11 protein-coding genes are annotated in these 13,567 nt (G+C 44.5%); 6 read left to right on the forward strand and 5 right to left on the reverse strand.

Annotated features, from left to right (window positions below; translation table 11 throughout):
- Nucleotides 1-54 precede the first annotated feature (54 nt).
- Nucleotides 55-2,685: a type I DNA topoisomerase gene (topA, locus tag PL85_RS10165; RefSeq protein WP_115339706.1), complete on the reverse strand. Its 2,631-nt coding sequence runs from the start codon at nucleotides 2,683-2,685 to the stop codon at nucleotides 55-57.
- Between the two features lie 520 nt (nucleotides 2,686-3,205).
- Between topA and PL85_RS10170 the strand changes: the two genes are divergently transcribed.
- Nucleotides 3,206-3,457, forward strand: a complete 252-nt coding sequence (locus tag PL85_RS10170; RefSeq protein WP_115339705.1) for a YciN family protein — start codon at nucleotides 3,206-3,208, stop codon at nucleotides 3,455-3,457.
- A 60-nt stretch (nucleotides 3,458-3,517) separates the two neighbouring features.
- Here PL85_RS10170 and aroA read toward each other — a convergent pair whose 3' ends face one another.
- Nucleotides 3,518-4,798, reverse strand: coding sequence for a 3-phosphoshikimate 1-carboxyvinyltransferase (aroA, locus tag PL85_RS10175; RefSeq protein WP_115339912.1), 1,281 nt, complete (start codon nucleotides 4,796-4,798; stop codon nucleotides 3,518-3,520).
- A gap of 205 nt (nucleotides 4,799-5,003) precedes the next feature.
- On the opposite strand from aroA, the gene aat reads away from it, so the two are divergent.
- From aat to infA, 3 genes are all read left to right on the forward strand, one after another.
- Nucleotides 5,004-5,720, forward strand: coding sequence for a leucyl/phenylalanyl-tRNA--protein transferase (gene aat, locus PL85_RS10180; RefSeq protein WP_013857084.1), 717 nt, complete (start codon nucleotides 5,004-5,006; stop codon nucleotides 5,718-5,720).
- Nucleotides 5,721-5,722: 2 nt separating this feature from the next.
- Nucleotides 5,723-6,421, forward strand: coding sequence for an arginyltransferase (locus PL85_RS10185; protein WP_013857085.1), 699 nt, complete (start codon nucleotides 5,723-5,725; stop codon nucleotides 6,419-6,421).
- An 81-nt stretch (nucleotides 6,422-6,502) separates the two neighbouring features.
- On the forward strand, nucleotides 6,503-6,721 hold the full coding sequence (infA, locus tag PL85_RS10190) for a translation initiation factor IF-1 (protein ID WP_006075347.1): 219 nt from the start codon (nucleotides 6,503-6,505) through the stop codon (nucleotides 6,719-6,721).
- A gap of 142 nt (nucleotides 6,722-6,863) precedes the next feature.
- Here the strand turns inward: infA and clpA are convergent, their stop codons facing one another.
- On the reverse strand, nucleotides 6,864-9,134 hold the full coding sequence (gene clpA, locus PL85_RS10195; protein WP_115339704.1) for an ATP-dependent Clp protease ATP-binding subunit ClpA: 2,271 nt from the start codon (nucleotides 9,132-9,134) through the stop codon (nucleotides 6,864-6,866).
- 42 nt (nucleotides 9,135-9,176) lie between these two features.
- Nucleotides 9,177-9,497 carry an ATP-dependent Clp protease adapter ClpS gene (clpS, locus tag PL85_RS10200; protein ID WP_010319243.1) on the reverse strand — a complete coding sequence of 107 codons (321 nt, stop codon included), beginning with the start codon at nucleotides 9,495-9,497 and terminating at the stop codon, nucleotides 9,177-9,179.
- Nucleotides 9,498-9,970: 473 nt separating this feature from the next.
- On the opposite strand from clpS, the gene cspD reads away from it, so the two are divergent.
- The gene (cspD, locus tag PL85_RS10205; RefSeq protein WP_013857087.1) at nucleotides 9,971-10,192 is read left to right on the forward strand and encodes a cold shock domain-containing protein CspD; all 222 of its coding nucleotides are present in this window, start codon (nucleotides 9,971-9,973) and stop codon (nucleotides 10,190-10,192) included.
- 79 nt (nucleotides 10,193-10,271) lie between these two features.
- Here the strand turns inward: cspD and PL85_RS10210 are convergent, their stop codons facing one another.
- Nucleotides 10,272-12,497: an NADP-dependent isocitrate dehydrogenase gene (locus PL85_RS10210; RefSeq protein ID WP_064625002.1), complete on the reverse strand. Its 2,226-nt coding sequence runs from the start codon at nucleotides 12,495-12,497 to the stop codon at nucleotides 10,272-10,274.
- Between the two features lie 361 nt (nucleotides 12,498-12,858).
- Here PL85_RS10210 and PL85_RS10215 point away from each other — a divergent pair, with 361 nt between their 5' ends.
- Complete coding sequence (locus PL85_RS10215) at nucleotides 12,859-13,542, forward strand: pseudouridine synthase (protein WP_214608574.1); 684 nt, start codon at nucleotides 12,859-12,861, stop codon at nucleotides 13,540-13,542.
- The last annotated feature ends 25 nt before the right edge of the window (nucleotides 13,543-13,567 follow it).

Genomic DNA, 13,567 nt, shown 5'->3' on the forward strand with positions numbered 1-13,567 from the left:
TGTGTATAAGAGACAGGCCCGAAGGCTACCTTTTCGCATTGATCACATTAAAGGCTATTTTTTAGCGTTTTTACGCTTATCGGTAATTTCCCACCGCCCATTATCGTACAACGCCGTCCAACCTGAGGGTTTACCATCTATCTCAGTGCGTACATAGTGTTCTTTTGACTTACGACTAAAGCGTACAACCGCCGCCACACCATCAGGATCATGTGCAGGCGCATCAGCTAAGTATTGATACTTTGGTGCTAGGCGCTCTTTGAAACGAGCCAATTCTTCAACCAATGGCGCACGTGTCTCACGAGATTTCGGGAAATTGCTCGCCGCAAGAAACAGACCTGAAGCGCCATCACGCAGTACAAAATACGCATCCGAGTTTTCACAAGGCAATTCTGGGAAATGGATAGGATCTTCTTTTGGTGGAGCAACTTCGCCGCTTCTTAAGATCTTACGCGTATTTTTACAGTCATCGCTGGTGCAATCCATGTACTTACCAAAACGGCCATTTTTCAGCACCATGTTTGACCCACACTTGTCACACTCGACAACTGGACCATCATAGCCTTTAACTTTAAACTCACCGAATTCTACAACGTAACCTTCGCAGTTCGGATTGTTCCCGCACACATGCATTTTACGTGTGTCATCGATTAGGTACGCATCCATCGCCGTTTCACAGATAGGACAACGTTTTTTAGCGCGCAGTGCAGCTGTTTCAACATCTTCTTCCAAGACATTGATGACGCCTTCTTCGTCACCTAGGTTAATGGTGGTTTTACAACGCTCTTTAGGCGGCAGTGCATAACCAGAACAACCGAGGAACACCCCTGTAGAGGCTGTACGAATTCCCATTGGACGTGAACATGTCGGACATTGAATGTCGGTCATCACGATGTGGTTGGGTTTCATACCACCTTGTTCTTCATCCAGTTCAGCCGTTTCTAAATCTGCAGTGAAATCTTTAAAGAAATCGTCCAAGACTCCTTTCCAATTTGCAGATCCTGCTGCAATTTGGTCCAGCTTTTCTTCCATTCGCGCGGTGAAGTCATAGTTCATCAAGTCATTGAAACTGTCATCCAGACGATCGGTGACGATTTCACCCATTTTCTCAGCATAAAAACGTCGCTGATCCACTTTCACATAGCCGCGATCTTGAATGGTAGAGATGATAGAAGCATACGTCGATGGTCGGCCTATACCACGCTTTTCAAGCTCTTTTACCAGCGCAGCTTCCGTATAACGTGCCGGTGGCTTAGTGAAATGTTGTTTTGGATCTAACGTTTGCAATAACAACGTTTCGCCCACTTTCACTGGTGGTAAAATTTGGTCTTCATTCTTACCCATTGGACGTTGAACTCGTGTCCAACCATCAAATTTAAGGATGCGACCTTTCGCCTTAAGGGTAAATTCTGCCGCTTTCACGCTCACAGTGGTCGAATCGTATTGAGCTGGCGTCATTTGGCAAGCAACAAACTGATTCCAGATTAGCGCGTATAGCTTATGAGCATCCGCTTCCATACCTTGTAAATCATCGGCTTTAACATCCACACTGGATGGACGAATCGCTTCGTGCGCTTCTTGAGCGCCCTGCTTACTTCCATAAACTAACGGATTCTCAGGTAAGTAGGCTTGTCCAAACTCACTCCCAATATAGCTGCGAACCACTTCGACCGCTTCAGCACTTAAGTTGGTTGAATCGGTACGCATATAAGTGATGTAACCCGCCTCATACAAGCGCTGAGCTAGCATCATCGTTTTCTTCACTCCGTAACCCAAGCGAGTACTGGCTGCTTGCTGTAACGTCGAGGTGATAAAAGGAGCGGAAGGTTTACTGCTGGTTGGACGATCTTCACGTTTACACACTTCGTAAGAAGCTTTTTCTAAAATCGAAACCGCTGATTTAGCTTCCGCTTCGTTGACAGGCTTAAACGCTACATCATTTTTTTGCGCGACCAACAGACGGAAATCCGTTTTATCTTGCGTTTTCGTATCAGCATGGATATCCCAGAACTCTTCAGGGACAAACGCGTTAATTTCACGCTCACGCTCAACAAGTAATTTCACCGCCACCGATTGGACGCGACCCGCAGACAAGCCACGCGCCACTTTTTTCCAAAGTAATGGAGAGACCATAAAACCCACCACACGGTCCATGAAACGACGTGCTTGTTGGGCGTTTACACCGTCGATATTCAATTCACCCGGTGTTTGGAAGGCTTGTTGGATTGCATTTTTTGTAATTTCGTTAAATACAACTCGTTTGTATCGCTGTTCATCGCCACCGATGATCTCACGAAGGTGCCAAGCGATGGCCTCTCCTTCGCGGTCCAAATCGGTTGCGAGATAAATGCAGTCGGCATCTTTGGCAAGCTTTTGCAATTCCGCCACTACTTTTTCTTTACCCGGCAAAATTTGGTAATTCGCTTCCCAGCCGTGATAAGGGTCGATGCCCATCTTCTTAATTAACGAACTGCGGTCTTTCTCGCTTTTCAAGCGTGCTTTCTCTTCAGCGCTAAGGTTCTTTGAAGAAGAACTAGGCGTTGCTTTTTTAGCGGTACTTTGACCTGCGGTTGGAAGATCACGAACATGCCCTACGCTCGACTTAACAATAAAATCTTTACCAAGATATTTATTGATCGTTTTAGCCTTGGCTGGCGATTCCACTATAACGAGTGATTTACCCATAATTGACTCAAATGCCCTTAATCATTACGCGAAAGTAAATCGCATGACGTTCTAAATTATTGCTTCTTTTTTTACTATCGAGCCAGTTAACAAGAAGATCAACATGTTTTTTAAAAATAAAATTCAACCACTCAATAATTGGTCAAAATGCAACCAGAGCTCAGTGGTCTATTCTCCGCCAGCCTTCCAACCTAAATTGAGAAGTTTAAAATCGAATCCTGTGGTACTTGTGAGCTTGACTTTCATTGCTGCAGCACTCTACTAAACGTGCTTTGGCGCTCATACTAAAGTGAGTATTATCAGTTCGCGAAATAAATCCAATGAAATATGCCGTAAGTCACACATTCTCATTGCATAAAAAATCGGCTTTCTTGATTAAGCTTAGACGTGACTTCTCTCTTTGGTCAAAGCTTGAGAATCCACTCCATCGAATTTTGCGCCGAATTCTATTTGAAATCATTGAAATTACCTACCCTTTTACGGCACTATCCTCGCACATCTACTCATAGGACCGTAAAAGATGAGCAAAAAACAATCTATTACTGAATTTGATTTGTTACTTATTGCAAACCAAATCATTCAAGAACATGACGCTTATATCGTTGGCATGCGCGCCGATAGCGTTGAAGAAAAAGAGGATGTATTAGTTTTTAAAGGCAACTACTTTTTAGACGACAAGGGGCTGCCAACACCTAATACCACTGCGGTATTTAACATGTTCAAGTACCTTGCCTTGCATTTATCAAAGCAATTTACTCTCGTTCAATCGTAATTCTTGATGAAAAAAAGCCTCATTCGAGGCTTTTCATTATTGGGTTTAAACGCTCAATGCCTAGTGGCTTAGTTGCGCAAGCTGTTCAAAATAATCAGGAAACGTTTTCGAAGTACATTTAGGATCATTAATCGTCACTGCGGTATCGCTCAGTGCAACCAGGGAAAAACACATCGCCATTCGATGATCGTCATAAGTGTCGATTGCCGCATGCTGTAATGACGTTGGTGGTGTGATGATAATGTAATCATCCCCTTCCTCAACCTCTGCACCCACTTTACGCAGCTCCGTCGCCATTGCGGCTAAACGATCAGTTTCTTTAACACGCCAATTATATACGTTGCGAATGGCTGTGGTGCCTTTGGCAAATAATGCGGTCATCGCAATGGTCATAGCCGCATCAGGAATGTGATTAAAATCGAGATCAACCGCATTAAGCTCTCCACGACGAGCGATGACATAATCATTCCCCCATTCGATGACTGCGCCCATTTTTTCTAGCGCATCGGCAAATTGAATATCCCCTTGGATACTGTTTTTACCAATACCAGTAACTTTTACTTCGCCACCTTTGATAGCCGCCGCCGCGAGGAAGTAAGAAGCAGAGGATGCATCCCCTTCCACCAAAAACTGCCCAGGAGAAACATACGATTGCCCAGCTGGGATCACAAATTGAGTGTAGTTATGGTTGATCACTTTTACACCAAACTGCGCCATGATGTGTAACGTGATATCAATGTAGGGCTTTGAGACCAAGTCACCGACGATGTTGATCGTCATTTCACCATCAGACAGTGGCGCAGCCATTAAAAAGGCGGTCAAAAATTGACTCGAGATTGAACCGTCAATCGCCACGATTCCAGCTTTAAGGCCGGTTGCCGTAATTTTTAACGGCGGGAAGTCTTCGTTTTCAAGGTACTCAATATCAGCGCCCGCTTCACGTAACGCCGTAACGAGATGACCGATTGGACGCTCTTTCATCCTCGGCTCACCAGTCAAAATGAATTCACCCTGTCCAAGAACTAATGCTGCCGCAAGTGGGCGCATTGCCGTCCCTGCATTACCTAAAAACAGCTCAACGGATTGCTCGATGCTAAAAGGCAGACCCAAACCTTTTATCTCACACACCGTTTTGTCGTCTGACAAACGATACTCCACACCAAGTTTTTCTAGTGCGTTGAGCATGTGGCGAATGTCGTCACTGTCTAACAAGTTCGTTAGCTTAGTCGTACCACTTGCCAGAGCGGCAAGCAGTAGCGCTCGGTTTGAGACACTTTTGGAACCGGGTAAATTGACTTGCCCATTAATTTTTTTTATTGGTTGTAACGTGAGGCTTTCCATTTGAGTTGTGTTTCCTTGCATCTTCCAAAGAGCTCCTGTTTGCTCTGGGAAAATGAAAATTCTTCGTACTTGCAGCCTATCTAAAAATAAAAGCGAACTCCAGTACAAATATGGCCTGATAGTAATCATTGGCAAACTATTGAAAAATCCCTACTATCCTCATTCCGTGGCCTTATCTTGATGGTTAACCCAGATCGGATCGAACATGACTATTTACCTTCCTCAACTTGCGCTTGATGATTTCTCTTTTCCTTCCGCTGATGAGGCGCTAGAAGAGCCAAATGGACTGCTCGCGTTTGGTGGAGATTTACAACCAGAACGTATTTATAATGCTTATCGACACGGAATTTTTCCTTGGTATGGCCCACAAGAGCCTATTCTTTGGTGGAGCCCCGCTCCACGAGCTGTGTTTAACCCACAAACTTTTTCTCCAGCTAAAAGCGTTAAAAAATTCCAGCGAAAACATCAATATAAAATAAGCCTTAACCATGCAACTAAAGAGGTAATTACAAGTTGCGCCAACGTAAGACCCGCAGATCAAACTTGGCTAAATGAAGAGATGCGCAGCGCCTACCTCGCCCTTGCGGCTTCTGGCCGTTGTCATTCGGTTGAGGTGTGGCAGGAAGATAAATTGATCGGCGGGCTCTATGGCATACAAATGGGCCAAATGTTTTGCGGTGAGTCGATGTTTAGTATCAAAGCCAATGCATCAAAAATTGCGCTTTGGTATTTTTGCCAGCATTTTCAATCACACGGTGGACAGTTGATTGATTGTCAGGTGATGAATCCGCATCTGGCATCATTGGGAGCTTTCGAATTAGAGCGCGACGATTTTCTCAAATCCTTGCTATCTTTTAGAGATAGCTCTGTCGATGAGCGCTGCTTTACACCCCAGTGGATCACCTTGCCTAATGAAGGATAACCATGAGCTCAGATTTACAGCAAATACGCATCGGTTTAACCAATAACCACCCTTGTAGCTATTTAAAAGATAGGCAAGAACGTGTCGCTGTGACTTTAGACTCCGCCATGCAATCGCCTGAGAATTATGAAATTCTACTCGCAAATGGTTTTCGACGCAGTGGGGATACCATTTACAAACCTCACTGTGACAATTGCAACTCCTGCCAAGCATTGCGTGTTTTTGTTGACCAAGTCAAGCTATCAACCAGCCAAAAGCGGTTACTCAAAAAGGCACACGCTTTTCAGTGGCAGTTGAAACCGACCATGGATTCGGGTTGGTTTGCACTCTATGCCCGCTATATTGAAGCGCGACATAAAGAGGGCAGCATGTACCCTCCCAACGAGCAGGAGTTTGAAACCTTTTCCGCTTGTCGTTGGCTAGATACTCAATACCTGCATATTTATCAAAATGGACAACTGGTCGCGATTGCGGTGACGGATATTTTACAAAACAGTGCCAGCGCCTTTTATACCTTTTATGATCCAGAGTCAGATCTGTCACTCGGAACACTTGGCGTTTTATTTCAACTGCAATATTGCCAAGCCACACAGAAACAATGGTTATATTTGGGTTATCAAATTGATGAATGCCCAGCAATGAACTACAAAGTACGCTTTGAGCGCCATCAAAAGCTAGTAAATCAACGTTGGCAAGGGTAGAATACGCCCCAACTTTACATATTTATCTTTTAGCGGCAGAATGCGTCCGTTAAAAATCGCCAAGTTTCTAAAGAGGATTAAATGGCTAAAGAAGACGTAATTGAGATGCAAGGCACTGTCCTTGATACTCTTCCAAACACAATGTTCCGTGTTGAGCTAGAAAACGGCCACGTAGTAACAGCTCACATCTCTGGTAAAATGCGTAAGAACTACATTCGTATTCTTACTGGTGACAAAGTAACTGTAGAGATGACTCCATACGACCTAACTAAAGGCCGCATCGTCTTCCGTGCTCGTTAATCTCTGATTTTCGAACGCAACAAAAAACGGAGCTAAATGCTCCGTTTTTTGTTACTTATAGAACTGGATTAAATGCAATGCATAGAAGAAAGCACGCCTCAGCGTGCTTTTGTTATTAGGTGATAAGCATCGGGATTACCGATTAGTGAACCGCTTCTTCACGAGAACCAATGTACTTAAACTTAAGCTCTTCGCCATCTAAATCCACTTTCACTGTGCCACCATCGACCAACGAGCCAAACAACAACTCATTCGCTAATGGCTTTTTCAGCTTATCCTGAATCACACGGCCCATCGGACGAGCGCCCATCTCAATATCGTAGCCTTTCACAGCAAGCCAATGACGAGCATCCTCAGAAACCTCTAACGATACACCTCTCGCATCGAGTTGAGCTTGTAGTTCAACAATAAACTTATCAACCACTTGATGGATTACACGCTCATCCAAACGATTAAACCAGATGATGTTATCTAAACGGTTACGAAATTCGGGTGTGAATACTTTCTTAATCTCTGACATCGCATCAAAACTATTGTCTTGTTGGATAAGACCAATCGATTTTTTCACTGTCTCTGCAACACCTGCGTTGGTTGTCATCACCAAAATGATGTTACGGAAATCCGCTTTTCGTCCATTGTTATCGGTTAAAGTGCCGTTATCCATGACTTGAAGTAACAAGTTAAAAATATCAGGGTGCGCTTTCTCAATCTCATCAAGTAGCACCACTGAATGTGGATGTTTAATCACAGCATCAGTTAGCAAGCCACCTTGGTCATACCCAACATAACCAGGAGGAGCACCAATTAAACGACTCACCGAGTGACGTTCACCATACTCAGACATATCAAAACGCAGCAGCTCAATGCCAAGTAGCTTCGATAACTGCACTGTCACTTCTGTTTTACCCACGCCTGTTGGCCCTGCAAACAAGAATGAGCCCACCGGTTTATTGTCGGCACCTAAGCCAGCGCGTGAGAGTTTGATCGCCTCACTCAATACATCGATAGCGTCATCTTGTCCAAATACCAACATTTTCATTTTTCTATCAAGGTGCTGCAAAATGTCTTTATCGGAAGAAGAGACCGATTTTTCTGGAATACGCGCCATTTTAGCAACCATCGCTTCAATATCGGCCACTCCAACGATTTTCTTGCGGCGACTTGCAGGTGCCAACCTTGAACGTGCTCCCGCTTCATCAATCACATCAATCGCTTTATCAGGCAAATGACGTTCATTGATGTATTTTGCAGAAAGCTCTACGGCCGCACGTAACGCTTTATTGGTGTAACGTACATCATGGTGCGCCTCGTATTTTGTTTTCAGGCCCATAAGTATTTTAGTGGTGTCATCCAACGATGGCTCGACCACATCGATTTTTTGAAAACGGCGAGCCAGCGCGCGCTCTTTTTCAAAGATGTTGTTGTACTCTTGATAAGTCGTTGAGCCAATGCAGCGCAATTTACCGCTGCTAAGCAGAGGTTTGATTAAGTTAGCCGCATCCACCTGACCACCAGAAGCGGCACCCGCACCGATGATGGTATGAATTTCATCAATAAATAGAATCGCGTCCTGCTCTTTTTCAAGCTGTTTCAAAATGGTTTTAAAACGCTTTTCAAAATCGCCACGATACTTAGTTCCAGCGAGTAATGAGCCAATATCCAGTGAATAAATAACGCTATTTTGAATGATTTCAGGCACTTGGCCTTCCACAATACGCCACGCCAGCCCTTCCGCAATCGCCGTTTTACCGACTCCCGCTTCTCCCACTAACAGCGGATTATTTTTACGGCGACGACACAACACTTGAATGGTTCGTTCTAGCTCTTTATCACGCCCAATTAGCGGGTCAATCAACCCTTGCTTTGCCAATTGGTTGAGGTTGCTGGCAAAGCTTTCCAAACGTTCATCAGAACTGACTTCATCAGCTGATTCGCTGCTAAAAGAGTCGGAAGAGGCTGAATTATCACTTGCGCTGGAAGCTTTAGTGATGCCGTGCGAAATGTAGTTGACGATATCTAAGCGACTGATGTCATTTTTTTTCAGTAGGTAAGCCGCATGTGACTCCTGCTCACTAAAGATTGCAACCAGTACATTCGCTCCTGTGACTTCATTGCGGCCAGAGGATTGCACATGAAATACAGCACGTTGCAGCACACGTTGAAAACTCAATGTAGGTTGCGTTTCACGTGTTTCGTCACTTTCAGGAATAAGAGGTGTGGTTTGATCAATAAAAACATCAAGCTCTTGGCGTAAGGCATCCAAATCCGCTTGGCAGGCTAATAAGGCCTCTCTGGCTGCATCATTTTCTAATAACGCAAGTAGGAGGTGCTCGACGGTCATGAATTCATGTCTTTTGTCTCGCGCTCGAGCGAACGCGCCGTTTAGACTCGACTCTAGTTCTTTATTAAGCATAAGTACCTCCTTAAGGAACCACTTTGTTGCTCCAGCAAGCGACTACGCTTGCTCCATAGTACAAAGCAGTGGATGCTCATTTTCCCTTGAGTACAAAGTAACTTGAGCTACTTTGGTCTCTGCAATCTCAGCACTGAACGTGCCACAAATTGCTTTCCCTTCATAATGCACCTTGAGCATTATCTGTGTTGCTTTGTCGATATCCATCGAGAAAAATCGCTCAAGGATTTCAATCACAAACTCCATCGGCGTGTAGTCATCGTTATTAAGAACTACGTTGTACATCGCTGGTGGTTTAATTGCTGTCTTCTCTTTCTCCAGAAGATCTGAGTCTGGAGTCACCCATTCAAAATGTTTACTCATGATGACCGTATTTAGAGTGCTTCTCTACCTAGTGGAACCGTGTGCCTCTCAGTAACCATTGTGTCGTTGGAATCTATTAATGTTATTAGTGCTACCGACACAGTTGAAAAACAACCCTTACTTAGAGACTAATGCAGCAATTGTATCGCTGCAAATAAAACATTGCTATTCCGAACTATCAACGGCGTAGTTGATTAAAAAGAAAACAAAAGCAACTGCTTTCTTTAACTATTTCATTCTTAACGCCCTATTTAATCGTTACAACAATGTAAACCTGAAAAGTGATTTATTTGCAAATATGTCGAGTATCATACCTTTTGCCTATTGACTGCGCCGAATCATTGACTACATTGGTCAATTAGTGACTAAAAATTTGGCAGCGGCTGAATTGATATTCACATTCGGGTAACGTTTTTAGGATAAGTTTCTCGATAACAACATCAGTAACTAAAATGCAATGAGGGATGTAAAGCATGGCTACAGGTACAGTAAAATGGTTTAACAACGCCAAAGGATTTGGGTTTATTTGTCCAGAAGGTGAGGATACCGATATTTTTGCTCACTATTCAACCATTCAAATGGAAGGCTACCGCACACTCAAAGCGGGCCAACAAGTTTCCTACGAGATTGAACAGGGGCCGAAAGGTTATCACGCTAGCGCTGTTGTTCCAATCGAAGGTCAACTTGCAAAATAATCGCTGCCAAACATGTATTTGATGAAAAACCCGCCGAACTGGCGGGTTTTTTTATTGCTTAGAGGTGAATAACTGAAGGTTAAGCGCCAATGATCGCGTTCAAGGTTTGGCTTGGACGCATTAGTGCTGATGCTTTTTCAAACACTGGCGCATAGTAACCACCCAAATCACCCGGAGTACCTTGTGCCTGATTCAGCTCAGAGACGATAACCTGTTCATTTTCTTGTAGCTGCTTCGCAATCGGTGCGAATTCCGCCGCTAAATCAGCATCCGCCGTCTGCTCTGCTAAGGCCTCAGCCCAATAGGTTGCAAGATAGTAGTGACTGCCACGGTTATCAAGCTCACCAACTCTGCGCGATGGTGATTTATTGAGATCAAGGAACTTACCTGTGGCTTTATCAAGCGCATCGGCTAGTACTTTCGCTTTCGCATTTCCAGTGACAACACTCAAATGTTCCAAAGACGCCGCCAGCGCCAAAAATTCGCCTAACGAATCCCAACGCAAGTGGTTTTCTTTCTCAACCTGCTGAACGTGTTTTGGCGCAGAGCCACCAGCACCTGTTTCAAACAAGCCACCGCCATTCATTAAGGGAACAATCGACAACATTTTAGCCGAGGTACCAAGCTCGAGAATGGGGAATAGATCTGTGAGGTAATCACGCAGTACGTTACCCGTAACTGAGATGGTATCTTTACCCGCTTTGAGACGCTCAAGTGTGAACTGAGTCGCTTCAACGGGTGATAGGATCTGAATATCTAAGCCAGCCGTATCATGATCAGCAAGGTAGACGTTGACTTTTTTGATCAATTCACGGTCATGCGCACGCTGATCGTCTAACCAGAAAATCGCAGGAACACCAGTAGCTCTGGCACGAGTCACGGCCAGTTTCACCCAATCTTGGATCGGTGCATCTTTCACTTGGCACATGCGGAAAATATCACCAGCTTCAACAGCTTGCTCTAGCAATACTTTGCCGGAGGTATCCACAACACGTACCGAACCCGCTGCATCGAGGATAAAGGTTTTATCGTGCGATCCATATTCTTCAGCTTTTTGCGCCATAAGGCCCACGTTTGGCACACTGCCCATCGTGGTGGGATCAAATGCGCCGTGCTTTTTACAAAAATCAATCACCGCTTGATAAACGCCAGCGTAGCAGCGATCTGGGATCAGTGCTTTGGTGTCTTGTTGCTTGCCATCTGGCCCCCACATTTGACCAGAAGCGCGCAGCATTGCTGGCATTGACGCATCAACAATGATATCGCTTGGGACATGTAGGTTAGTAATACCTCGGTCAGAATCGACCATAGCAAGCGGTGGCTGCGTGTTATAAACCGCTTGAATCGCGGCTTCAATTTCTTCTTTCTGTGCTTGTGGCAATGCTTGTATTTTCGCGTAAACATCGCCTAGGCCATTGTTGACATCAACACCTAATGAGTCAAACAACGCGCCATACTTCGCAAATACGTCTTTGTAGTACACTTTAACGGCATGGCCGAAAATGACTGGGTCAGACACTTTCATCATGGTTGCTTTCATGTGCAAGGAAAGCAGCACATCTTGCTGTTTCGCTGCTGCGATTTGTTGCTCGAAAAACTCAACTAACGCTTTTTTGCTTAGAACTGAAGCATCGATAATTTCTTTATCAAGCAGCGCAAACTCTTTCTTTAAGACTTTAGTCGAGCCATCATGGCCGACAAACTCAATTTTGACCTTAGTGTCACCTTCAATGGTGACTGACTTTTCTGTTCCATAGAAATCTTTGTCTTGCATGCTGGCAACATGTGAACGGGATTGCGGTGACCATGCGCCCATTGAATGTGGGTTTTTCTTCGCATAATTCTTGACTGATAATGGTGCGCGGCGATCGGAGTTTCCTTCACGTAACACTGGGTTAACCGCACTGCCTTTGATTTTATCGTAAGTCGCTTTAATCGCTTCTTCTTCGTAGGTACTTGGTTCTTCAGGATAATTTGGTAGGTCGTAACCTTTTTCCTGCAACTCTTTAATCGCGGCTTTCAATTGTGGGACCGATGCAGAAACGTTAGGCAGTTTAATAATATTCGCTTCTGGTTTGGTCGCCAGTTCACCTAATTCGGCAAGCGCATCACTTACACGTTGATTTTCTTTTAAATGTTCTGGGAAGCTGGCAAGGATACGCGCAGCCAGTGAAATATCGCGGGTTTCAACGCTAATGCCTGACGAGGCGGTAAAGGATTGGATAATCGGCAATAAAGAATAAGTGGCCAGTGCTGGTGCTTCGTCTGTGATGGTATAAATAATTGTAGGTTTTTCTGTAGGCATGAAAAATTTCCCTATTTGTTCTAGCAGCACCATTGGATGAAACAGCGCTGTGTGATTGTCCGTGTCAAGTGGGTTAGCATCCTCGCGACTTGAACACGATAGCGTCACTCTTTCAAAAACTGAATCGAATGTCGTTGAGCGTTATCCGATTTTAGTCATTGAGTGAAAATACGTATACACCCAAACCCTTTATTGATACTGAATCCAAATAGCATGGGTTGAGTATAATTAAACAAAACTAGGATAATAGTCTATTATCTTGTGCGTCAATCCTGTTTCTGGGCGCGCAAATCATAGCTTAAATCCAAAGTTCAGAAAACTTTCAAACACACTTCATTTACATTTTTGCAAGGTAGTTAACATGTCATCCCGCTTGCGTCGTGATTCTTCATCAGTATCAAAACCCTCTGGCTCTTCTCATTTTAAACGGCGCGATCCACATCAGCGTTCAACCGCCCGCTCCTCTTCATCTGCAGAAGAGGTAAAAAAACGAGTATCACTTGCTGATCGAAAAGTCATTATCTTTAATAAACCTTTTGATACGCTAAGCCAGTTTACCGATGGTGATGGGCGCAAAACTCTCGCTGATTTTATTCCCGTAAAAGAGGTGTATGCCGCAGGTCGTTTGGACAGAGACAGCGAAGGCTTGATGGTGCTCACCAATGACGGCATCTTGCAAGCGAGACTAACGCAGCCGCCGTCAAAATTACCAAAAACGTATTGGGTTCAAGTAGAAGGAGAACCCGCTCAAAACGATTTAGATAAATTGCGCCAAGGTGTAGAGCTAAAAGATGGCATGACGCTGCCTGCCAAGGTTGAGATTTTGCAACCGCCTACCTTGTGGGAACGTAATCCACCGGTTCGTTTTCGCGCACAAATCCCAACCACATGGCTTGCGATTACCATTACTGAAGGTAAAAACCGGCAAGTACGACGTATGACAGCGCATATTGGCTTTCCAACACTGCGCTTAGTGCGCTACGCGATGGGCGACATTGTTTTAGGCGATCTACAACCCGGTGAGTGGAAAGAAATTACCCTCTAACACCGCTCTCAAAAACGGAAGCCTC

The sequence above is a fragment of the Vibrio anguillarum genome (genome assembly GCF_001989995.2).
GTDB lineage: Bacteria > Pseudomonadota > Gammaproteobacteria > Enterobacterales > Vibrionaceae > Vibrio > Vibrio anguillarum.

What these genes read in the sequence shown, in the direction of transcription:
- topA (WP_115339706.1), bottom strand. Translation starts at nt 2,685, where the DNA reads ATGGGTAAATCACTCGTTATAGTGGAATCGCCAGCCAAGGCTAAAACG.
- PL85_RS10170 (WP_115339705.1), top strand. Translation starts at nt 3,206, where the DNA reads ATGAGCAAAAAACAATCTATTACTGAATTTGATTTGTTACTTATTGCA.
- aroA (WP_115339912.1), bottom strand. Translation starts at nt 4,798, where the DNA reads ATGGAAAGCCTCACGTTACAACCAATAAAAAAAATTAATGGGCAAGTC.
- aat (WP_013857084.1), top strand. Translation starts at nt 5,004, where the DNA reads ATGACTATTTACCTTCCTCAACTTGCGCTTGATGATTTCTCTTTTCCT.
- PL85_RS10185 (WP_013857085.1), top strand. Translation starts at nt 5,723, where the DNA reads ATGAGCTCAGATTTACAGCAAATACGCATCGGTTTAACCAATAACCAC.
- infA (WP_006075347.1), top strand. Translation starts at nt 6,503, where the DNA reads ATGGCTAAAGAAGACGTAATTGAGATGCAAGGCACTGTCCTTGATACT.
- clpA (WP_115339704.1), bottom strand. Translation starts at nt 9,134, where the DNA reads ATGCTTAATAAAGAACTAGAGTCGAGTCTAAACGGCGCGTTCGCTCGA.
- clpS (WP_010319243.1), bottom strand. Translation starts at nt 9,497, where the DNA reads ATGAGTAAACATTTTGAATGGGTGACTCCAGACTCAGATCTTCTGGAG.
- cspD (WP_013857087.1), top strand. Translation starts at nt 9,971, where the DNA reads ATGGCTACAGGTACAGTAAAATGGTTTAACAACGCCAAAGGATTTGGG.
- PL85_RS10210 (WP_064625002.1), bottom strand. Translation starts at nt 12,497, where the DNA reads ATGCCTACAGAAAAACCTACAATTATTTATACCATCACAGACGAAGCA.
- PL85_RS10215 (WP_214608574.1), top strand. Translation starts at nt 12,859, where the DNA reads ATGTCATCCCGCTTGCGTCGTGATTCTTCATCAGTATCAAAACCCTCT.